At 45.0% G+C, this 22,514-nt stretch carries 23 protein-coding genes and 1 tRNA gene; 13 read left to right on the forward strand and 11 right to left on the reverse strand.

All coding sequences use genetic code 11. The features are described 5' to 3' along the window. The first annotated feature begins 25 nt into the window (after window positions 1–25). The 13 genes from purD (at window position 26) to BSAG_RS0223325 (ending at window position 13,737) form a co-directional block, all read left to right on the forward strand. Entirely contained in the window at window positions 26–1,300 is a 1,275-nt protein-coding gene (purD, locus tag BSAG_RS07435; RefSeq protein WP_004313719.1) for a phosphoribosylamine--glycine ligase, read from the forward strand. 114 nt (window positions 1,301–1,414) lie between these two features. After that, window positions 1,415–2,425, forward strand: coding sequence for a hypothetical protein (locus BSAG_RS07430; protein WP_004313718.1), 1,011 nt, complete (start codon window positions 1,415–1,417; stop codon window positions 2,423–2,425). Continuing rightward, entirely contained in the window at window positions 2,410–2,889 is a 480-nt protein-coding gene (locus BSAG_RS07425) for a YqaA family protein (protein ID WP_008023780.1), read from the forward strand. The genes BSAG_RS07430 and BSAG_RS07425 overlap by 16 nt, the downstream gene beginning before the upstream one ends. A 44-nt stretch (window positions 2,890–2,933) precedes the next feature. Next, window positions 2,934–3,737 (forward strand): tRNA (5-methylaminomethyl-2-thiouridine)(34)-methyltransferase MnmD, encoded by an 804-nt coding sequence (gene mnmD, locus BSAG_RS07420; protein ID WP_004313716.1) that lies wholly within the window; start codon window positions 2,934–2,936, stop codon window positions 3,735–3,737. Window positions 3,738–3,775: 38 nt separating this feature from the next. After that, window positions 3,776–4,705 (forward strand): metal ABC transporter solute-binding protein, Zn/Mn family, encoded by a 930-nt coding sequence (locus BSAG_RS07415; RefSeq protein WP_004313715.1) that lies wholly within the window; start codon window positions 3,776–3,778, stop codon window positions 4,703–4,705. Between the two features lie 37 nt (window positions 4,706–4,742). Further along, the gene (locus tag BSAG_RS07410; RefSeq protein WP_008770478.1) at window positions 4,743–5,579 is read left to right on the forward strand and encodes a metal ABC transporter ATP-binding protein; all 837 of its coding nucleotides are present in this window, start codon (window positions 4,743–4,745) and stop codon (window positions 5,577–5,579) included. Between the two features lie 562 nt (window positions 5,580–6,141). Further along, window positions 6,142–9,555: a DUF2723 domain-containing protein gene (locus BSAG_RS07405; protein ID WP_008997643.1), complete on the forward strand. Its 3,414-nt coding sequence runs from the start codon at window positions 6,142–6,144 to the stop codon at window positions 9,553–9,555. A gap of 110 nt (window positions 9,556–9,665) precedes the next feature. Next, window positions 9,666–10,280 (forward strand): polysaccharide deacetylase family protein, encoded by a 615-nt coding sequence (locus tag BSAG_RS07400; RefSeq protein WP_004313712.1) that lies wholly within the window; start codon window positions 9,666–9,668, stop codon window positions 10,278–10,280. 634 nt (window positions 10,281–10,914) lie between these two features. Further along, a complete protein-coding gene (locus tag BSAG_RS0223320; RefSeq protein ID WP_004313711.1) occupies window positions 10,915–11,145 on the forward strand; it encodes a hypothetical protein in 231 nt (76 codons plus the stop codon). Between the two features lie 99 nt (window positions 11,146–11,244). After that, complete coding sequence (locus BSAG_RS25320; RefSeq protein WP_004313710.1) at window positions 11,245–11,736, forward strand: hypothetical protein; 492 nt, start codon at window positions 11,245–11,247, stop codon at window positions 11,734–11,736. Between the two features lie 20 nt (window positions 11,737–11,756). Then, window positions 11,757–12,392, forward strand: a complete 636-nt coding sequence (locus tag BSAG_RS07390) for an outer membrane beta-barrel protein (RefSeq protein WP_008641585.1) — start codon at window positions 11,757–11,759, stop codon at window positions 12,390–12,392. A gap of 105 nt (window positions 12,393–12,497) precedes the next feature. Continuing rightward, window positions 12,498–13,217 (forward strand): hypothetical protein, encoded by a 720-nt coding sequence (locus BSAG_RS07385; RefSeq protein ID WP_008020021.1) that lies wholly within the window; start codon window positions 12,498–12,500, stop codon window positions 13,215–13,217. A gap of 49 nt (window positions 13,218–13,266) precedes the next feature. Further along, window positions 13,267–13,737, forward strand: a complete 471-nt coding sequence (locus tag BSAG_RS0223325) for a lipocalin family protein (RefSeq protein WP_004307810.1) — start codon at window positions 13,267–13,269, stop codon at window positions 13,735–13,737. Between the two features lie 117 nt (window positions 13,738–13,854). On the opposite strand, the gene BSAG_RS07380 is transcribed toward BSAG_RS0223325, so the two are convergent. From BSAG_RS07380 to BSAG_RS07330, 11 genes are all read right to left on the reverse strand, one after another. Next, a complete protein-coding gene (locus tag BSAG_RS07380; protein WP_004313704.1) occupies window positions 13,855–15,096 on the reverse strand; it encodes a DUF4861 domain-containing protein in 1,242 nt (413 codons plus the stop codon). Between the two features lie 192 nt (window positions 15,097–15,288). Further along, entirely contained in the window at window positions 15,289–16,092 is an 804-nt protein-coding gene (locus BSAG_RS07375; protein WP_004313702.1) for a gluconate 5-dehydrogenase, read from the reverse strand. Between the two features lie 40 nt (window positions 16,093–16,132). Then, window positions 16,133–16,975: a 5-dehydro-4-deoxy-D-glucuronate isomerase gene (gene kduI / locus BSAG_RS07370; protein ID WP_004313700.1), complete on the reverse strand. Its 843-nt coding sequence runs from the start codon at window positions 16,973–16,975 to the stop codon at window positions 16,133–16,135. A gap of 410 nt (window positions 16,976–17,385) precedes the next feature. Next, window positions 17,386–17,456, reverse strand: a tRNA-Gln gene (locus BSAG_RS07365). Window positions 17,457–17,563: 107 nt separating this feature from the next. After that, complete coding sequence (gene tyrS / locus BSAG_RS07360) at window positions 17,564–18,856, reverse strand: tyrosine--tRNA ligase (protein WP_004313698.1); 1,293 nt, start codon at window positions 18,854–18,856, stop codon at window positions 17,564–17,566. An 86-nt stretch (window positions 18,857–18,942) separates the two neighbouring features. Next, the gene (locus BSAG_RS07355) at window positions 18,943–19,635 is read right to left on the reverse strand and encodes a TatD family hydrolase (protein WP_004313695.1); all 693 of its coding nucleotides are present in this window, start codon (window positions 19,633–19,635) and stop codon (window positions 18,943–18,945) included. 24 nt (window positions 19,636–19,659) lie between these two features. Next, the gene (gene yidD / locus BSAG_RS07350; RefSeq protein ID WP_008770482.1) at window positions 19,660–19,935 is read right to left on the reverse strand and encodes a membrane protein insertion efficiency factor YidD; all 276 of its coding nucleotides are present in this window, start codon (window positions 19,933–19,935) and stop codon (window positions 19,660–19,662) included. After that, window positions 19,932–20,321, reverse strand: coding sequence for a ribonuclease P protein component (gene rnpA / locus BSAG_RS07345; RefSeq protein WP_004298908.1), 390 nt, complete (start codon window positions 20,319–20,321; stop codon window positions 19,932–19,934). Before rnpA ends, yidD begins: the two co-directional genes overlap by 4 nt. A 5-nt stretch (window positions 20,322–20,326) precedes the next feature. After that, the gene (locus BSAG_RS07340; RefSeq protein WP_004307801.1) at window positions 20,327–21,073 is read right to left on the reverse strand and encodes a uroporphyrinogen-III synthase; all 747 of its coding nucleotides are present in this window, start codon (window positions 21,071–21,073) and stop codon (window positions 20,327–20,329) included. Window positions 21,074–21,077: 4 nt separating this feature from the next. Continuing rightward, complete coding sequence (locus BSAG_RS07335) at window positions 21,078–21,911, reverse strand: DUF4271 domain-containing protein (protein WP_004298903.1); 834 nt, start codon at window positions 21,909–21,911, stop codon at window positions 21,078–21,080. Continuing rightward, window positions 21,908–22,495, reverse strand: coding sequence for a TIGR00730 family Rossman fold protein (locus BSAG_RS07330; RefSeq protein WP_004313693.1), 588 nt, complete (start codon window positions 22,493–22,495; stop codon window positions 21,908–21,910). The genes BSAG_RS07335 and BSAG_RS07330 overlap by 4 nt, the downstream gene beginning before the upstream one ends. Between the last annotated feature and the right edge of the window lie 19 nt (window positions 22,496–22,514).

The following is a 22,514-nucleotide window of genomic DNA, read 5'->3' on the forward strand; positions in this document are numbered from 1 at the left end:
AGTATAAATCCATAACAATACAAAGATGAAGATATTATTACTAGGCTCGGGCGGCCGCGAACATGCACTGGCATGGAAAATTGCCCAAAGTCCGAAAGTTGAAAAACTATACATTGCTCCGGGAAATGCCGGAACAACTGCCGTAGGCGAGAATGTCAACATCAAAGCAACCGATTTTGAAGCAATCAGTGCTTTTGCTCTAAAAGAGAACATCCAAATGATAGTAGTAGGCCCCGAAGATCCGTTGGTAAAAGGAATCTACGATTACTTCCAAAACCGTCCGGAGCTAAAGCATATTGCCGTGATCGGTCCTTCGGCTCAAGGAGCGCAACTGGAAGGCAGCAAGGAGTTTGCCAAAGGCTTCATGATGCGCCACAACATCCCGACAGCCCGCTACAAAAGCATCACTTCCGAAAACCTCGAAGAGGGTCTCGCTTTCCTCGAAACGTTGGAAGCTCCCTATGTATTGAAGGCTGATGGCCTTTGTGCCGGAAAAGGAGTTCTCATCCTTCCTACGCTTGATGAAGCGAAGAAAGAACTGAAAGAAATGCTCGGCGGCATGTTCGGTTCCGCATCGGCAACCGTTGTGATTGAAGAGTTCTTGAGCGGTATCGAGTGCTCTGTATTCGTACTGACAGACGGAGACAACTACAAAGTCCTCCCTGTAGCAAAAGACTACAAACGTATCGGTGAAGGCGACAAAGGATTGAATACAGGCGGTATGGGTAGCGTTACTCCGGTTCCGTTTGCTGATGAAGTATATATGGAGAAAGTACGCACACGCATCATCGAACCGACCATCAATGGTCTGAAAGAAGAAAAGATCACCTACAAAGGTTTCATCTTCCTCGGTCTTATCAAGGTGAAAGGCGAGCCGATGGTTATCGAATACAACGTCCGCATGGGCGACCCGGAAACAGAAAGCGTGATGTTGCGCATCCAAAGCGACTTCGTAGAGTTGCTTGAAGGCACAGCGGCAGGCAATCTGAACGAGAAAACACTAGTGATGGACCCACGTTCGGCCAGCTGCGTCATTCTTGTCAGCGGCGGTTACCCCGAAGCCTACGAAAAAGGATTCCCTATCAGCGGACTGGAACAGGCTGCCGCCACCGACAGCATCATCTTCCATGCCGGAACAGCCATGAAAGACGGACAAGTGGTGACGAACGGCGGACGTGTGATTGCCGTTTGCTCTTACGGTGCAACGAAAGAAGAAGCACTGGCACAGAGCTACAAAGTGGCAGACATGATCGACTTCGACAAGAAGTATTTCCGCCGCGACATCGGATTTGATTTGTAAGAAACAACCTGTAATGATACGCCACGGCAGGCATAAATCCCCTATTTGCACGGCATATAGATCCTACAAAGCGATGATATATGCCCGCCGGGCAGCAAAAGAACTGACAGACAAATGAGAAATAAAAGACTACAAAGTCAAGTGACGGCAGGACGGTGGACCCTGCCTGCCGTTATCTTTATCTGCGCCCTATGCTGGGTGTTGACTTACTTTTTATTTCCCGACTCCATAGCCTCAACAACACCCAAGGAGAGCTCTTCTTTCTTGCAATCCACCCGCGATCTACTGCTTCCGGGATGGGCAGAACGAATTGTCAGCTTTCTGATTTACGCAATCATCGGCTATTTTCTGATAGAATTGAACAACCAGTTCAGTATTATCCGCATGAGGGCTTCCATGCAGACAGCTATTTATTTCCTGCTGGTCACCGTCTGCCCGGGAATGCATTTACTATACATAGGAGACATTGTCGCCCTCGGTTCTCTTATTTCCATTTATTTTCTGTTTAAAAGCTATCAGCAAGCTCAAGCTGCGGGCTATCTATTCTATTCCTTCTTCTTTATCGGAGCGGGAAGTATTCTTTTCCCACAGCTCACCATCCTATCGGTACTTTGGCTATTCGAAGCCTACCGTTTCCAGTCGCTCACTCCTCGCAGTTTCTGCGGTGCGCTGCTCGGATGGATGCTGCCCTACTGGATGCTGTTCGGACACGCCTTCTTCTATAATGAGATGGAGTTGTTCTACCGCCCTTTCAACCAGCTATTAGCTTTCGGAGAAATCTTTAACTTACAAATCCTTCAACCCTGGGAATTGGCTATACTGGGCTATCTGCTCGTGATGTTTATCGTCAGTGCCGTTCATTGCATCGCTGCCGGATTTGAGGATAAGATACGCACACGTGCCTATCTCCAGTTCTTGATAGACCTGACGCTCTTCCTGTTCCTGCTGATTGCCTTGCAACCGATATATTGCAGTGCCCTGCTGCCTTTGCTTATCATAAGCAACAGCATCCTGATCGGGCATTTCTTTGTACTGACCAATAGTAAAAGTTCGAATGTGTTCTTTATCATTTCATTGGTCGGCCTCATCCTCTTATTTGCTTTTAATATATGGACGCTTTTGTAGATTCAATGATACAACTCCTCATAGAATGGGGACTTCCGGGATTATTCATCTCGGCTTTATTGGCTGGGAGCATCGTGCCTTTCAGTTCCGAACTGGTACTGGTGGCATTGGTGAAACTCGGCTTGCCCCCGATAGCCTGTCTGATATCCGCCACTCTGGGCAATACAGTGGGCGGAATGACCTGTTACTACATGGGGCGCCTGGGCAAAATTAGCTGGATTGAGAAATACTTCAAGGTAAAGAAAGAAAAGGTAGACAAAATGGTGAAATTCCTGCAAGGGAAAGGGGCATTGATGGCATTCTTCACCTTTCTTCCTGCCATTGGCGAAGTGATCGCCATTGCACTAGGATTTATGCGAAGTAACACATGGCTTACTATTGTTTCCATGTTTGTCGGCAAACTGATACGTTATATCCTTCTCCTGTATGTGCTCGAAAGTGCCTGGGATGCTATGGCGGGGTAGAGGTCTTTTTTAAGTATTAAGTATTAGGTATTAAAGATTGAGTGATGGAAAGAATAATTGAGAGAACCGATGACGGGAGCGCTACTCTGTTTGTTCCGGAATTGAATGAACATTATCATTCGACGAAAGGGGCACGCACGGAGTCTCAACATATTTTCATCGATATGGGGCTGAAAGCCTCTCCTGCCGCTACTCCACGTGTTCTTGAAATCGGCTTCGGGACAGGATTAAACGCTTGGCTCACCCTTGAAGAAGCGGAAAGAAGCAGACGAAATATACACTATACAGGACTGGAACTCTATCCACTAGACTGGCAGACAGTAGAACAGCTAGGGTATATCTCCAGCGATGAGCAGCTTACCATACATCGGAAGCAGACAGCAACCGATGAGCAATTTACCCCGAATGATGAAGAAGAACAACAACCGGCTATCGAATTGTTTAAGCAGCTTCATACATCGCCCTGGGAGAAAGACGTGCAGCTTACGCCACACTTCACCTTACGAAAAATAGAAACGGACGTCAATCAATGGATAACGGGAAAGAAGGAAGAGTCAAAAATGAACAGCACCAACAACAATGCAGTCATTTCTCAATACTCAACTTCCAATACTCCGTTTAATACCATCTATTTCGACGCCTTCGCCCCGGAAAAGCAACCGGAAATGTGGTCGCAAGAACTATTCAACCGCCTCTATGTTTTATTAGATAGAGACGGAATTCTGACTACCTACTGTGCCAAAGGTGTAGTACGCCGAATGTTGCAGACAGCCGGATTCACAGTAGAACGCCTCCCCGGACCTCCGGGTGGTAAACGGGAAATATTACGGGCCCGGAAACAAGAGTAGAAACAAGATAAGATTGAAACCCCGAAACAGAAAAAATCATGAAACAACAACTAAAAGATATGAGAACACTTTTCCTTCTTGGTACCTGCCTCCTGATAGCAGCCTGCACAGGACGTTCCTCCCAAGCAAGTAACGATGACGAGACAAAGCCGGTGATAACCGTCACACTGGAACCGCAACGTTATTTCACCGAAGCTATTGCCGGAGATAAATTCAAAGTAGTCAGCATGGTACCCAAAGGTTCCAGCCCGGAGACATACGATCCTATCCCCCAGCAACTTGTTTCTTTAGGAGACAGCAAAGCCTATTTCCGCATCGGGTACATCGGTTTCGAACAAACCTGGATGGACCGCCTGATGAACAATACTCCCCATATCCAAGTGTTCGACACCTCGAAAGGAATCGACCTCATACTCAATAATGATGACCATGGCCATGCCCACGGCCACAACAGTCACGACGGCCATATCCACGCCGTAGAGCCACACGTATGGAATTCTACCGGTAATGCTTTAATCATCGCCGGAAACACCTACAAAGCCCTTAGCCAACTGGATAAAGCAAACGAACCATATTATAGAAACCGTTACGACTCTCTCTGTCAGCGCATCCAGCACACCGACAGCCTGATTCGCCGGCAACTCTCCACCCCCGAAGCAGCCAAAGCCTTCATAATTTATCATCCGGCCCTCTCCTACTTCGCCCGCGACTACGGATTGCATCAGATTTCGATCGAAGAAGGAGGCAAAGAACCCTCTCCCGCTCATCTGAAAGACCTGATAGACGTCTGTCAGGCGGAAAATGTAGGCGTTATCTTCGTTCAACCGGAGTTTGACAAACGCAATGCGGAAACCATCGCACAGCAAACCGGAACGAAAGTGGTCCCTATCAACCCGTTAAGTTATGACTGGGAGGAAGAGATGCTGAATGTAGCCAAAGCCCTTGCGCCGCAAGCTGCCACCAAATAAACGTATAAAGAAAGAACCAATCAAGCCCTTTCCAATGATGAAACCAATAATCGAAATAAAGAATCTTTCCGCCGGATATGACGGTCGCACTGTTCTCCACGATGTTAATCTAAGCATCTACGAACGGGATTTTCTAGGTATTATAGGTCCGAACGGAGGCGGCAAAACAACGCTTATAAAGTGCATCCTCGGTCTGTTAAAACCAACCGGAGGGGAAATTATATTCCATACTCCCGAGAAGGCTCCCATAAGAACATCTACGGAAGGGACTTCGACAGAAACATCTGCCAAAAACTCCCACCAAAGTTCTTCCGCGAAATCCCAGCTTTTCCTCGGTTACCTGCCGCAATATAGCACCATAGACCGGAAGTTCCCTATTTCCGTGGAAGAAGTGATCCTGTCCGGATTGAGCATACAGAAGTCGCTCACCTCCCGGTTCACTCCCGAACAGAGAGAGAAAGGCAAACAGATTATCGCCCGCATGGGGCTTGAAGGGCTTGAAAGCCGCTCTATCGGACAATTAAGCGGTGGACAACTGCAACGTGCCTTGTTAGGACGTGCCATCATCTCGGACCCTGCAGTGTTGATTCTCGATGAACCCAGCACGTATATCGACAAGCGTTTCGAAGCACGCCTTTATGAGTTATTAGCTGAAATCAATAAAGAATGTGCCATTATCCTTGTCAGTCACGACATCGGCACTGTATTACAACAGGTAAAATCCATCGCCTGTGTCAATGAAACACTGGATTACCATCCGGACACGGGCGTCACTACCGAATGGCTGGAAAGAAACTTCAACTGCCCCATCGAACTATTGGGACACGGCACACTGCCTCATCGGGTTTTAGGGGAACATCATCACCATCATTAAAGGATACACATATTCAATATCCCAAACATATATATACAGCAACCCAAGTATTAATACCTGAAATCTCAACCATTAACAGCTGATATTACAAGTGTTAACACCTAACGTCCAAGCTATTAATAGTAAACTTCCGTTGTATTAATAGTAAACTTGTTCTTCTCTAACAGGAAAGTTATGATTGACTAAGGATAATCTATAAACGCAAGTTACGTTTATAAAATTGCAAGCTTTGTTTTTATAAATGAAACTTGCAATTATAAAAACAAAGCTTGCAATTATAGTTTATGATTAATGAAAAGGAAGTTTGTTATTAAGGCAAAAGAAGTTCACTAACAGGATAAAGGAAGTTTATCTCTAATACACCAGAGCTTATTTATTAAAGGACTAAAAATAATTTCCTTACTTGCCAACACACAAGTTCCCGCCTTCCGGAAGAGTGAAAGAGATAGTAAATCACCCCTCCGTTACTTAATATTTCTTACTTTCTTCCTCATTATCCTTACAAATCACTATCTTTGCGACCTCATAATTTGTTTTTAACGAATAAACTACGATAGTGCTAATGAAACAGTACAGAACCGTAAACAACCTTATGGGTTGGCTTACATTCATCATTGCGGCAACCGTCTACTGCCTGACAATAGAACCGACCGCAAGTTTCTGGGATTGCCCGGAGTTCATAACCACCGGCTATAAACTGGAAGTCGGACACCCGCCCGGCGCGCCTTTCTTCATGCTAGTGGCGAATCTGTTTTCTCAATTTGCTTCCGACGTAACAACTGTTGCTAAAATGGTGAATTACATGAGTGCCCTCATGAGTGGCGCCTGTATCCTGTTCCTTTTCTGGAGCATCACCCACCTGGTACGCAAACTGATTATCACTGACGAAAACAATATCACCAAAGGACAGCTTATCACAGTGATGGGTAGTGGACTGATCGGTGCACTGGTTTATACATTCAGTGACACGTTCTGGTTCTCGGCCGTGGAAGGTGAAGTATATGCCTTCTCCTCCCTGTTTACCGCTGTTGTTTTCTGGTTGATTCTGAAATGGGAAGACGTAGCCGACCAGCCGCACAGCGACCGTTGGATTATCCTCATCGCCTATCTGACCGGATTGAGTATCGGTGTGCACTTATTGAACTTGCTTTGTCTGCCTGCCATCGTATTGGTATACTACTACAAAAAAACACCGAATGCTACCGCCAAAGGTTCGTTAATAGCGCTATTAGGTTCAATGGTGCTCGTTGCAGCCGTGCTTTACGGCATCGTACCGGGTATCGTGAAAGTAGGTGGCTGGTTTGAACTGTTGTTCGTCAACGGACTCGGAATGTCATTCAATTCGGGCGTAGTGGTTTATATCATTCTGCTTGCAGCCGCTCTGATTTGGGGTGTATACGAAAGTTACACCGAAAAGAACAAAGCGCGCATGGCTATCTCCTTTATCCTGACGATCGCTTTGCTGGGTATCCCATTCTACGGACACGGAGCCAGCAGTATCATCATCGGTATTTTGGTTATTGCCGCACTGGGACTTTATCTTGCTCCGAGTGTACAGGCTAAAATCAAAGAGAGATGGCGTATCACCGCCCGCACCATGAACACAGCATTGCTGTGCACCATGATGATCGTAATCGGGTATTCTTCTTACGCACTGATCGTTATCCGTTCTACTGCCAACACTCCGATGGACCAAAACTCACCGGAGGATATATTCACCCTGGGCGAATACCTCGGCCGTGAACAATACGGAACCCGTCCGCTCTTCTACGGCCCTGCTTTCTCTTCGAAAGTGGCACTCGACGTAAAAGACGGCTATTGTATTCCGCGCCAGTCGGAAGCAGGAAGCAAGTTTGTCCGCAAGGAAAAGACTTCTCCCGACGAAAAAGACTCTTATATCGAACTTCCCGGACGTGTGGAATACGAATATGCACAGAATATGTTTTTCCCGCGTATGTACAGCTCGTCACACGCACCACTCTACAAGCAATGGGTAGACATCAAAGGACACGACGTTCCTTACGACCAATGCGGAGAAATGGTAATGGTGAACATGCCTAACCAATGGGAAAATATCAAATTCTTCTTCTCCTACCAGTTGAACTTCATGTACTGGCGTTATTTCATGTGGAACTTTGCCGGACGGCAGAACGACATACAGGGTAGCGGAGAAATTGAACACGGCAACTGGATCACCGGTATTCCGTTTATCGACAACTTACTGGTAGGTAATCAGGAACTGCTTCCGCAGGATCTCAAAAACAATAAAGGACACAACGTATTCTACTGTCTGCCGCTGATTCTCGGCTTAATCGGACTCTTCTGGCAAGCTTATCATAGCCAGCGGGGTATCCAGCAATTCTGGGTGGTCTTCTTCCTGTTCTTCATGACAGGTATCGCTATCGTGCTCTACCTCAACCAAACTCCTGCACAACCCCGTGAACGAGATTACGCGTATGCCGGTTCGTTCTACGCCTTTGCCATCTGGGTAGGTATGGGAGTGGCAGGTATCATCCGTATGCTGCGAGAATACTGCAAGATGCAGGAACTTCCGGCAGCCGTATTGGCTTCAGTGCTTTGTTTGTTCGTCCCCATCCAAATGGCGGGACAGACTTGGGATGACCACGACCGTAGCGGACGCTTCGTTGCCCGCGACTTCGGACAGAACTACCTGATGACCTTACAGGAAAAAGGAAATCCGATTATCTATACCAATGGTGATAATGATACTTTCCCATTGTGGTACAACCAGGAAACAGAAGGCTTCCGTACAGATGCCCGCACCTGTAACCTAAGTTACTTGCAAACAGACTGGTATATCGACCAAATGAAACGCCCGGCCTACGATTCCCCGTCGCTTCCTATCACTTGGGACCGTGTGGAATATGTAGAAGGACAAAATGAATATATTCCTATCCGTACGGAAATGAAGGCTTTCATCGACAGCTATTTCAAACAGGCAAACGAACTGGCTGCACAGGGAGACACTACCATATTATCACTCGTTCACTCCATTTTTGGTGAGAATCCATACGAATTGAAGGAAATCATCAACCGTTGGATGCTCGGTAAGAACGACCAGTTGAAAGAGCTTCTCAAAAAGACTGGAAAAGATATCCAACTGCCGCTTATCCCTACGGATAGCATCGTAATGAAGGTGGACAAAGAAGCCGTACGCCGCTCCGGCATGAAGATACCGGAAGCTCTGGGCGATTCTATCCCCGAATACATGACAATCACCCTTAGAGACGCCAACGGCAACCCGAAACGCGCCCTCTACAAGAGTGAACTGATGATGCTTGAAATGCTTGCCAATGCCAACTGGGAACGTCCTATCTATATGGCAATCACCGTAGGAAGCGAAAACCATCTGGGCATGGGCAACCACTTTATGCAGGAAGGTCTTGCCTATCGTTTCACACCGTTCGATACGGACAAACTGGACAGCAAGATTGACAGCGAAAAGATGTACGACAACCTGATGAACAAGTTCAAGTTCGGCGGTATCGACAAACCGGGTATCTATATCGACGAGAACGTGATGCGTATGTGCTACACGCACCGCCGTATCTTCACGCAACTCGTAGGCCAGCTTATCAAAGAAGGCAAGAAGGATAAGGCACTCGCCGCACTCGACTACGCCGAAAAGATGATTCCGTCATACAACGTACCGTACGACTGGGCAAACGGCGCCTTCCAAATGGCAGAATCTTATTACCAACTGGGACAGAACGAGAAAGCTAACAAGATCATCGACGAGCTTGCCAACAAATCGCTCGAATACATGATCTGGTATCTTAGCCTGAACGATAACCAGCTTGCCATCGCCGGCGAAAACTTCGTGTACAACGCCAGCTTGCTTGACGCCGAAGTCCGCTTAATGGAAAAATACAAATCAGAAGAACTCGCGAAACATTACTCCACGCAGCTCGACCAACTTTATAACGAGTACGTGACAAGAATGAAAGGGAAATAAATAGTAAGTATTAAGTATCAGGTATTAAGTATTACCATAGCTTCCGATATGTTTTCCGCATGGATAATATTTAATACTTATTACTTAATACTTGTTTAACACAGACTCTCATGTTTATAGAACAACCACCTTGGCTTTTCCGGGCGTTGTATCCACAAGCTATCTTCCGGATGGATCCGAATGAACGGGCAGTCTATCTGACTTTTGACGACGGTCCCATCCCTGAAGTAACTCCCTGGGTACTGGAAGTATTGGAAAAGCATCATATTAAAGCTACCTTCTTTATGGTAGGCGACAATATACGCAAGCACCCGGATGAATACCGGATGGTGGTAGAACACGGACACCGCATCGGTAACCATACCTTCAACCACATCCGTGGATTTGAATATTCTAATCCGGATTACCTCGCAAACGCCAGAAAGGTAGACGAAATTATTCATTCCGATCTCTTCCGTCCGCCACACGGACACATGGGGTTCCGGCAGTATTATACCTTGCGCTATCATTACCGCATTATCATGTGGGATCTCGTGACTCGTGATTATAGTAAACGGATGCGCCCGGAACAGGTATTGAACAATGTGAAGCGCTATGCACGCAACGGTTCCATCATCACTTTCCATGATTCGCTGAAGTCTTGGAATAATGGTAACCTGCAATATGCACTTCCTCGTGCCATTGAATTCCTGAAAGAGGAAGGGTATGAATTCAAGGTGTTATAGAAAGTCTCCAATGAGCCAAAAAGCTCCCTGATAAGAAGATAAAAATATAAGCCGAGGTCTTGCGCCCCGGCTTTTGTAGTTTAAGGCCTGTTTCGTGCCCGAAATTGGGAGATCGCTCCTCTTTCTTATAAGATGTCAGTATAAGCGCATTTCGCCCGGCAAAGGGAAAAAAGAGGGCAAAATAACCGATATTCAAAAAGTTTCTGATTCACATTACCCTTTCCATCCGTATTTTTTTATACATTTGCAACGGTCTCTTCCGCAGAAAGCCTCCGGGTGGCGAGGGAGAGATGTTTATATTGAGAAGACGTTTACAAGCGTTTGTCATTTATGTTCAAAACTTCGCAAACTTTGACCTATCGGAATGACTAACAGCAACAAAGACGTCCTCCTGATGTGTATTTATATACATCCGTGCCTCACTTTGATAAACAAAGGGAGGCTACGGGTGTTGTACATATCGGCGTGGGCTTTCTGCGTTGTTCGTTCCCGATAATTGGCATTGCGAAGGCCTTGAACATGGAACGGACGAAGGTGAGAGATTCCCACGCCATTTCTATATATTCCTGTCAATAATAGATTGAATTGTCCGCCCAACGGGAGTCCGGGGGACACACATAAGCAGAATAGGCACATGATTCATGCAGGACAACTTATTGAACGCACGCTTCACGAACAGGGACGCACCGTCACCTGGTTCGCTACCCAACTATGCTGCACACGCCCCAATGTTTACAAGATATTCCGGAAAGAGAATATCGACATCCACCTGCTCTGGCGCATCTCCTACATCCTCGGCCACGATTTCTTCCGTGATCTGTCCGACAGCATCAACACCGGAAGCTTCCCCAGTGTATCCAAATAGGATACAATTTCGTATCGTTCTTGGAACTATGTTTTCACCCGGTAGTATACTCCTTTCGCATACCTTTGCAGGCATATTAACATATAATCACAAAAGGACATGAAAACGAAAAAACTATTTCTGATTATTGCTCTGGTTGTCGGTTGTGCCGTCGGAGCCCATGCGCAAAAGACGGTCTTCAAGTTTCGCGACGCACAGGCACGTGCAGGCGATGCAGTTACTGAAGTTTGTGTCAAACCTACAGTTGTCGAGGTGAAAATACTGGAAGATAAGGGACGGATCAAGGATGAATGGACACTAAGCAAAGAGGAAGTGGAAATCGCCATGAAAGGAGAACTTGACAACATCCGTGCATGGGGGACGTATCTGTCCACCATCAAATACAACTGCGATGTCATCATGGGAGCCACTTTTAAAGTGGAAGATAATGAAAAAACAGGGGGATACACAGTTACAGTAGTAGGTTATCCCGGCATCTTCGTCAACTGGCATCCGGCCACAAAAGAGGATTATGAATGGATACATCTGCAAAAGTTATCACCCACAGATGGAAAAAGCCAGATAGCGCCCGTCGTTAAGAATAAGAATTAATCACTAAAATATCAATAACAATGAAAAAAGTACTATCAATGGTTGCCGCACTTTTATTGTGCGTAGGAACTCAAGCGCAAATCGTATCATCCAGAAGCGCAATCGTCAAAACAGAGAAGCAAGCCAGCAGCACACAATGGTTCTTGCGTGCAGGTTTGAATATCATGAATTTCTCCGGTGACGGGGCCGAAGGAGCTGATTCAAACATCGGATATAACGCAACATTTGGTTATCAGAAGCCTTTAGGCAGTACAGGAGGATACTGGGGGATGGAGTTTGGACTTGGCTCCCGTGGTTTCAAAGTGGACGACACGAAATGTATGGCTCACAACATACAATATTCTCCGTTCACATTCGGATGGAAATTTGCTGTGGCGGACAACGTCCGTATCGACCCGCATGTAGGAGTCTTCGCTAGTTACGATTACACAAGCAAAATGAAAGAAGATGGAGAAAGCATCAGTTGGGGTGATTATGCAGATTATATGGAGGTTGACTACAATCATTTTGATGCCGGTATGAATATCGGCGTAGGAGTCTGGTATGACCGTTTCAATCTGGATCTCACCTATCAACGCGGATTTATAGATGCATTCAGCGATGCCGACGGATTCAAAACCAGTAACTTTATGATTCGTCTGGGTATTGCCTTCTAAGGACAACCAAACCTCAATAAACCATATTATTTATTCAGCGTCCACGATCTTTTCTTTTCACAAAAAGGGCCGTGGATGCTGTTTTCTTAAAAAGAACGGAATATGATGACCAAACGACAATTTCTGGTAATCTTGTATCTACTGGTAGGAATTATCCCACTAACAGCACAGACTTTCACCGAACAGAAAAAGAACTATCCTGTCAGTGCAGACGGCAATAAATATGTGGTCAGCGGATTTACCCCTTTCAGCGATATGCAAGACGAAAACATCTACGCTAATGCACTGCTATGGATTGTCAAGAATGTCTGTCCACAGTTACGGGAAGGAATAGCGGAGGTCAACGTACCGGCTAAAAACTTCAGTTGCGATCTGATACTTGCCTCGCAGGCAGACTCAAGCCAAAAGAATACTTACTATTGCAAAGCCCTGTTTCAAGTAAAGGACGGTAAACTGGTTTATTATCTTTCCAATATACGGATAGAGTCATCAGCAGTGATAATGAAAAAAATCACTCCGATGGAGAAGCTACAACCGGACAAGAAAGCATCTCACAAAGGAATCATGGATGATTTCGTACAGGTTGAATCGCAAGTATTGAACAAAATGTTCGACTTCATCATAACGAACCAGCTTTCACCGATTACTCACTGGAATGAAATCAACATCAACAAGCCGGTGAAAGGCATGACGGAAGATGAATGTCTACTGGCTTTCGGCAAACCGCAGACTATTCAAGAATCAAATGGAGAAGTACAATGGATGTATTCCAGCTCGTTCTACCTGTTCTTCAAGGACGGACATGTGGAAACTATTATCAAATAGAGTCTAAAAAACGAATCATCTCAAAATCAAACAATTAAAACAATTTATTATGAAAACAATCTGGAAAGCAACTGTTTGCATAGTTGCAGTATTACTGTCGTTCAGCATTTATTCCTGTGGCGACGACGATGACGACGCTGTCGGTTCACGCGATTTATTGTTAGGAACATGGAATGGAGTGTATTATCTTTCACAAGAATGGGAAGATGGTGAAAAGGTAAGTGACTCTAAAGAAGATTTTGTAAATGGAACCAACCGTTATTCCATAGAGTTCAAGGAAGACGGTACGTATGTAGAAAAAGATGTCTACAACTCCTCCGGAAGTACTAATTATTATCATGGTACATGGAGCTACTCCGGTAATAAGCTGACTCTCATCGACACTGAAGAGGATAATTACACAGAAGTGTGGACAGTGACCACAATGACAGAGAATGAATTAGTCTATGAACTTCGTGAAAAAGAGAAAGAAGACGGAACAACATACGAATATTACGAACAACACGCTTTTACGAGATAATTCAAAGGCGTTATAACATAAAAACTTTCTTTCTTTTTCAGGAAGATAAAATTAAGCAAAGGTTTCTTTGGTGAAAAGAAACCTTTGCTTAATCTATTGGAAAAGCAATTCAACACATCAATATGCCACTGTCAGCGGTGTGCGCAACTTCTGCGCATATTCAGCCATATATTTATTCCAGGCATCCGGAGTCTTGATAGCAGCCTTATCCCAGGCAGAACCCCAGTAATAAGTATATTCAGAACCCGGCTCATATTCGCTGATAGCTAAAACATGACCGTCGGCCCCGCCACGTTCTTTCTTTTCCTTTTCAGAAAAAAGAACCACTTTCGCTTCTTTCACCTGTGCAGGAAATGCAGCACCGACAAATATCTTGCCGTTTGCACCGCTACGATCTGTTGTAGGATCCACGTAAGTGATATAGCCATTGGCAGCATCTGCCACAGTCGCACCGTCCGGTTCACGCAGAACCAGTCCGGTAGTCACCGGCATTGCTTCTTTCAGATTGGTATATGAAACAATCGTTTTGTTGAGATAAGAACCTGCATCCAGTGAGATTACACGTGTCTCCACTACATTAGAGTCTCCACGAACTACCAGCGGATTAAATTCCAGCTTCACCGTGAAACGCAGCGGGCCATTATCAAGAATTTCCTGTGTACGATAGCAGTAAGGATAGATAATAGTGTCACCTGCCATCAGAGCAGCAACACCGGCACCCAACGTAGGTCCTACGGCATAGCAATCCATGCCATATCCATGATCGATATGGTAAGAGATGGCTTTTTGTAGTTCGGAGGCAGCTTTAGGATCTGTCTTTTTCAATTCAGCTATCTTGGCACGCTTTTCAGGATTCAGTTCTTCCGCATAGAGAGATTCCAGAATCGGTTCCGTTGTGTTGTACTTCGTGAAAAGGTCGTAGCCGAAACCACGCTCCCCGCGTGCTTGCAAGGCAGGGCCATACGCACGGAATCCGCCAAGATCATTCTCCCAGGCAACGTCGTCCAGACGTTCGGGATAATATTTACCGCAAGCAACGACATCGAAAGGTGCCGGTGTACCCGGTTGAATAGTGTAAATAGACGTTCCGTTCGCTGCTACCATAGTGGGGAAAACAACCTTTTCGTCATACGTCACCTGGTAAGGCACTTGCTGACCGTCAACATCAAGCACTACAATCTGCGCTGTATCTGCCAGTTTCAACTTGGCAACAACATCGCTCATCGGCACTTCAACCATCTCTCCCACCCGTTCAAGAGCCAACGGATTGGTCACTGTGATTGTCATTGACTGTTTACTGTCGGCACAGGAAGCAAACCCTATCAAGACTACAGCAAACAGAATTAATATCTTTTTCATAATTAGTCTACATTGAATGAATAATATATACTTTGCAAATAGAGGCTATTATATCAGCATCTGTTGGACATATATGCCCAATAAGTCGGTCCTATTGCTCCTGCAAAGGGAATGATAAAAAATAAGGTGACAGATGAAAAGAGGATGCTCTTTGCCATTCTATCACCTTATCGGAATCTCTTCTATCTTACATTATTTCGGCTGTTTTCCGATATAAGCAAGGATACCACCATCTACATAAAGAACGTGGCCGTTGACAGCGTTAGAAGCTTCAGAAGCAAGGAACACAGCAGGACCTGTCAGTTCTTCAGGATCCAACCAACGACCGGCAGGAGTCTTGGCGCAGATGAATGAATCGAATGGGTGGCGGCTTCCGTCTGCTTGTTTCTCACGAAGAGGAGCAGTTTGCGGAGTAGCGATGTAACCCGGGCCGATACCGTTACACTGAATGTTGTATTCACCATATTCAGAGCAGATATTGCGAGTCAGCATCTTCAGACCACCCTTAGCGGCAGCGTAAGCAGATACAGTTTCACGACCCAGTTCGGACATCATAGAGCAGATGTTGATGATCTTACCAGCACGTTTTTCCATCATAGCAGGAAGAACAGCCTTAGCAACGATGAACGGAGCATTCAAGTCGATGTCGATTACACGACGGAAATCAGCAGCATCCATCTCGTGCATAGGAACACGACGGATAATACCTGCATTATTTACAAGGATATCAATTGTACCTACTTCTTTGGCAATCGTAGCAACCATAGCCTGAACAGCCGGTTCGTCTGTCACGTCGCATACATAACCGTGAGCTTTGATACCTTTTGCAGCGTATGCAGCCATTCCTTTGTCTACCAACTCTTGATTGATGTCGTTAAAACAAACTTTAGCGCCTTGTTCTGCGAATGCAGAAGCAATAGCAAAACCGATACCATAAGAAGCACCTGTAACGAGCGCTACTTTACCTTCCAAAGAAAAATTCAAATACTGATTCATAATTCTTTTTATTATTAAATTAGGAAAACTATTGGATTTGTTATTTCAAATCTGTAATCAACGAGAAGTCCTGATCGCCATAGTCGAGGTTCTCACCACCCATTCCCCAGATAAAGGTATAGTTGTGGGTAGCAGCAGCCGAGTGGATAGACCATTCGGGCGAAAGAACAGCCTGATCGCCTTTCATCCATACGTGGCGTGTTTCGCCTACCTCACCCATAAAGTGGCAGATAGCATGATCTTCGGGAATCTCGAAATAGAAGTAAGCTTCCATACGACGGCTGTGTACGTGGGCCGGCATCGTGTTCCATACACTTCCCGGAGCCAGTTCCGTCATACCCATCTGCAACTGGCAGGTGGGCAACACCTGATTCACCAGCATCTTATTGATATTACGGTGGTTGGAGCCTTCCAAAGAACCCATTTCAGCTACTATGGCATCGGCTTTCGTCACCTTACGGTCGGGATAGTTACGATGTGCAGTCAGTGAGTTGAAGTAGAATTTGGCAGGATGAGCAGCGTCTTTGCTTTCGAAAGTCACTATGCGATCGCCCGAACCCAGATAAAGAGCTTCTTTATAATCCAGTTCGAAGGTTGCGTCGCCCGCTTTCACAATACCGGGACCGCCGACATTGTAGATACCCATTTCGCGACGGGTGAGGAAGAACGGAGCTTTCAGCGGATCGATTGCTTCAAGCGTCAGCACCTCTCCTACCGGCAGCGCACCACCTACCACCATACGGTCGTACATGGAATATACCATATTTACTTCATTGGGGACAAATATCTTTTCAATTAAGAAATCTCTGCGGATTCTTGTAGTATCATAACTTTTTGCATCCTCAGGATGCGCAGCATAGCGAATTTCATAGTTCGTTTTCATACCTTATTTATTTATAGTTATTGAATAAGTTCTCTTTCTACGTGCACTTCGTTTACGTACACGATGCAAAAATAGCAAAAGAAAACGGGTTTACCTTGCAATTTTGTTCCAATTATCCACCAAAAATGTCCAGAATCTGTGCAATGTACACTTTTTTAACGAACTATAATACGATTTGGGAGAGATTTCTACCTAATACAGTTTGAACCTTCTATAATAAAATACAAGCTATTCAACGACCAACACGATAAGCATTAAAATAGTCAATATAACGAATAAAATAAGATTAATGAATTTTATATACGCTGATCCCCTATATACTTCAATTTTATAAGGATATACAAAAACGACGACTTCAGAGTCACGAAAGAAAAAGCCCCGAAAGATGTCTCTTTCGGGGCTTTTCTTCGTTGGACTACCAAGATTCGAACTTGGACAAACAGAACCAAAACCTGTTGTGCTACCATTACACCATAGTCCAAACTTATGTGCTTTCTGTTAAAAAGCGGTGCAAAGATAGAGGTTTGCAAGCAAACCTCCAAATATTTCGTTCACTTTTTTATATTCTATCGAATGAATCGTGCATTATTACTTTGCAATCAGCAGATAATAGTTCTTTTTGCCGCGCTGAACAAGCAGATATTTCTCGTCGAGCAGGTCAGCAGTCGTAACTACCTGATCAAAGGCTGCCAGCTTCTCCTTATTCAGCGAAACGCCACCGCCCTGAACCAATTTACGCATTTCACCTTTCGACGCAAATACGGCCGCATTATCAACGAATAGATCAACAGCCTTTACTCCTTCTGCCAATACATCACGGGAAATCTCAAATTGAGGCACTCCTTCGAATACAGCAAGTAGCGTATCTTCATCCAGTTTGCGCAGAGCTTCCGAAGTCGCATTACCAAATAAAATGTTCGATGCGTCTACTGCTGCGTTATAATCATCTTCAGAATGAACCATCACAGTCACTTCCTTAGCCAGACGTTTCTGGAGGAGACGCAAATGCGGAGCTTCCTGATGTTCGGCAATCAATGCTTCAATTTCTTCTTTCTCGATAGAAGTGAAGATTTTAATATAACGTTCGGCATCGGAGTCGCTTACATTCAGCCAGAATTGATAGAACTTGTAAGGTGAAGTATAGCGAGCGTCCAGCCAGATATTTCCGGATTCTGTCTTGCCAAACTTACCGCCGTCAGCTTTTGTAATCAGCGGGCAAGTCAATGCGAATACCTCCCCCCCATTGGTACGGCGAATCAATTCGGCACCGGTAGTGATGTTTCCCCATTGGTCGGAACCACCCATCTGAAGCTTACAACCTTTCGTTTCATACAAATGAAGGAAATCATATCCCTGAAGCAACTGATAAGTGAACTCGGTAAATGACAACCCATCACGCGCTTCACCATTCAGACGACGTTTCACAGAGTCTTTCGCCATCATATAGTTTACAGTGATGTGCTTACCTACTTCGCGAACAAAATCGAGGAAAGTGAAGTCTTTCATCCAGTCGTAATTGTTCACCAGCTCGGCACGGTTAGGTACATCCGACTCGAAGTCGAGGAACTTGGCAAGCTGATTCTTGATACATGCCTGATTGTGACGCAATGTCTCTTCGTCCAGCAGGTTACGTTCTGCCGATTTACCGGAAGGGTCACCAATCATACCTGTAGCGCCACCGATCAGTGCCAACGGCTTATGACCGCAGCGTTGGAAATGACGAAGGATCATCACTCCACAAAGGTGACCAATGTGTAGCGAATCGGCAGTCGGGTCGATACCCAAGTAGGCAGTCACCTGCTCTTTGCTTAACAACTCTTCTGTTCCCGGCATGATGTCCTGCAACATGCCACGCCATCTCAATTCTTCTACAAAATTCATCGTATTACTCTTTAATTATTTGGTTTTTATTGTATTTCAATTCCATGTGCGACAAAAGTACGACTCTTTCTCGGAAGATACAACTCTTACGCCTTAAAAAAGACATTTTGGATATTCCGGCGAATCACCTCACACAACGCTTCCACTTCTACCCCACGCACCCTGGCTGCCTGACACAGGATATCTTCAATATCAAGCAAGCTGTCATCCGTTTCCAAAAATAGGCGTTCATCGGGGACTATCTGCATCGTTTCATCGGGATAATATTCCCCAAAAGAAAGATAAAACCCTTTCTTCAACAACTGTACCGCCTGCTCCGGTTTTCCACGAAAGCCATGCCATATCCAAGGTTGTTGGGGGCGAGATTCTTTTTTCACACCCAGCAGTTCTTCCATTGCTTTCACGCAGTGAATAATCAACGGCAAACCGAGCTTTTCCGACAACTTTACCTGTTCCTTAAACACCGCTAACTGAAGCTCCATCGGAGCTTTTGCCAATTTATCCAGCCCCGCCTCTCCTACAGCTACAAACTGCTTTCTCTGTAGCTGCTGTTGAAGAAAGCTCAATTGCTGACTGACATTACTCTCTCTCACCTCCCAAGGATGAATACCAATAGAATAATAAGATCCTCTACCCACAGCCACTTCTACATTCTCTGCCAGAGGCATATACAATGGAGAGTCTGCCAATAACGGATAATTGATGATGGATTTTCCTTGGGTATCAACTTCCTGTTTATGAGTATGGATATCTAAAATATCAGTCACATTCTTTTTCATTTTCTATTTCTCGTTTCAGTTGTCTCAAGGCACGGGATCATAACCGGAACCACCCCAGGGATGGCATCGCAGAATACGCCGCACAGCAAGATAAAGCCCCTTTATAGGACCATGTTTCTTAATTGCTTCGAGCGCATACGCTGAACAAGTAGGCGTGAACCGACAAGAGGGAGGAGTAAGGGGTGAAATACAAATCCGGTAAAAATAGATGGGAGCAAGCAGGAAGAAGGAAAATACCTTTCTCAAAATTCCCGTAACGAATACCCACGCGGTAGATATCCGGGAGTTATGAGGTTTCATGAGAATAGTTTTTCGGAGATGCGCGCAAGCGCTATTTTCATTTTCTCTTCCAGCTCGGCAGTAGCAACAAGCTCGTCCGACAGATAGATAAAGGCAACGGCTAACCGTTGCTCCCGGCGTTGCAGTTCATCCACCAGAAGAGACTTGTTCTTCCGGTAGGCTTCACGTATCTGGCGTTTCACCCGGTTGCGTTTCACCGCCCGTTTAAAACGACGTTTCGATACACTGATTAATATGGAAGCAGGAGCCTCGCCCTGCTCGACAGGCATATATACAACGCGTATCGGAAAGATGGAAAACGATTTAGAAACACCGCCTTCAAACATCTTTCCGATCAAAATTTTACTATTCAGCCTTTCGGCTTTACACAAAGTATATATACCCACTCTGTTTATTTATTGTTTTCCTTGATAAACATGTCAAGTGCGGCAGTCATTGACGGAGCCTGCACCGTAGGAGCCTCAAGGTCCAGACGGAGACCTGCGTCACGTACAGCCTGTGCGGTAGTAGATCCGAACGTTCCGATCTTAATCTCTTTCTGATTAAAATCCGGGAAGTTCTTCTTCAAAGAAGTCACTCCGGCAGGGCTGAAGAACACTAACATATCATAATCAAACTCCTCGTCCGGTGTAAAGTCGTTGCTCACCGTGCGATACATCACAGCTTCCGTATGCTGAATGCTGTTCTTGTCGAGCAGGTTTTTCACATCGTCATTATGTACGTCTGACATCGGAACGAGATACTTCTCCGTTTTATGCTTCACGATGGAAGGAATCAGGTCTTCAATCTTTCCAGTAGCTCCAAAGAAGATCTTACGCTTACGATATTGCACATATTTTTGAATATACAATGCAACAGCTTCCGTCACACAGAAATACTTCATAGTTTCGGGAATTGTCACGCGCAATTCAGTACACAAAGTGAAAAAATGGTCAATAGCATGGCGCGAAGTGAATATTACGGCAGTGTGGTCGAGAATCGAAATTTTCTGTTGCCGAAATTCTTTCGCCGAAAGACTTTCAACCTTAATAAAGGGCCGGAAATCTATTTTAACGCCATACTTTTCAGCTATGTCGTAATAGGGAGATTTCTCTGACGCAGGCTTAGGCTGCGACACTAGTACTTTTTTAATTTTCAACGTCCTAAAATTTTATTAGCAAAATATTGTTCATTTGAATCATACCCTGATACAGTAAAAGACAAGGTACTATTTCAAGAGCGCAAAAGTACAAAATTAATAGGAAAAGCCCGCTAAATTGATGAAAAAAAAGCTTTATCCACTTATAAAACATCAATATTTTAGTGAAAATTAAAATAATAGACCCAATTATAACCAAATTCGTTAGACTCAAATCAAAATAAACCAGGAAAAGAACGAACGGAAAAAGGGCAAATCCGACATAATATATGAGCGCAGAATACGATTCCAGCCATATATTTGTCTTATTTTTATCAAAAAACGTCCACCCCAGAAACATATAAAGCAACCATTTTAGTAAGAAATAAGCGAGGCAAAAACCAACGTAAATACCCAGCAAAAGGAGGGAGGATACATGGTCCATCAGAGCAGGACATGTATCATGAAAATAATTGAGAAATGTGATGCCCGACAAGACACAGGTCTGCAATACAAGCACAAGGAGATAACGCACATCAGCCGCCGTAGAGCTATCAAAAATACTCGTCCGTTCGCGATGTAACACAAAGTCTTTCACCTGTTGGGAGAGAAATTTCTTTCCGCGTGCCAAGGCAATAGAGGAAAGAAAGAAGCAAGCCAGTAATGTCAGTGCGATAGCATCGTCCGTACGGGGAGAGTAGGAGATAGGGGTTCCTTCAAAGCCAGAATCAACCTCTTGTACAGCATGAAGATCGGCCAACTGCAGGCTATCACTGTCTGCCTTTGCCGGACTAATCTGTTTCTGCTGGAGAAGAGACAAGGTATCCGTGTTCTGGGAACTTAGTGTATCACCTATCATATCGCTGCAAATTTACGAATGGAAATATCCCATACAGGAGTCTCATAAAGCAGCTGAACTGCTTCTTCCGGTGTCTGCGCCACTTTCCATATATCACCGTGTTGGCGTCGCATAAAGTTTTCATCGATTGCTTTTTCAAGCATTTCGAGCAATGGATCGAAAAATCTGTTTGTATTGAGAATTATAATCGGATTGAGATACAACCCCAATTGTTTCCAAGTGATAATTTCCAGCAATTCTTCAAGGGTACCGCATCCACCCGGCAAAGCGATGATACCATCACTCAAATTGGCCATCTTCTGTTTGCGTTCGTGCATGGATTCTACCTCGATCAGCTCTGTCAGTCCAGTATGATGCCAGTTTTGTTCCACCATGAAGCGGGGAATCACTCCGGTCACTTCACCGCCATTTTTCAACACAGCATCTGCCACAGAGCACATCAGGCCGATACTTCCAGCTCCGTTTATCAAACGGATATGGTGTTCGGCAAACAGACGGCCGAGAGTCTCGGCTGCTTGAAAGTAAACAGCATCTATCTTGGTACTGGAAGCGCTATATACGCATACGGAATTTATCTGGTTCATCACTCTTTACGGGGTTTAT

The sequence above is a fragment of the Bacteroides sp. D1 genome, from assembly GCF_000157095.2.
GTDB lineage: Bacteria > Bacteroidota > Bacteroidia > Bacteroidales > Bacteroidaceae > Bacteroides > Bacteroides xylanisolvens.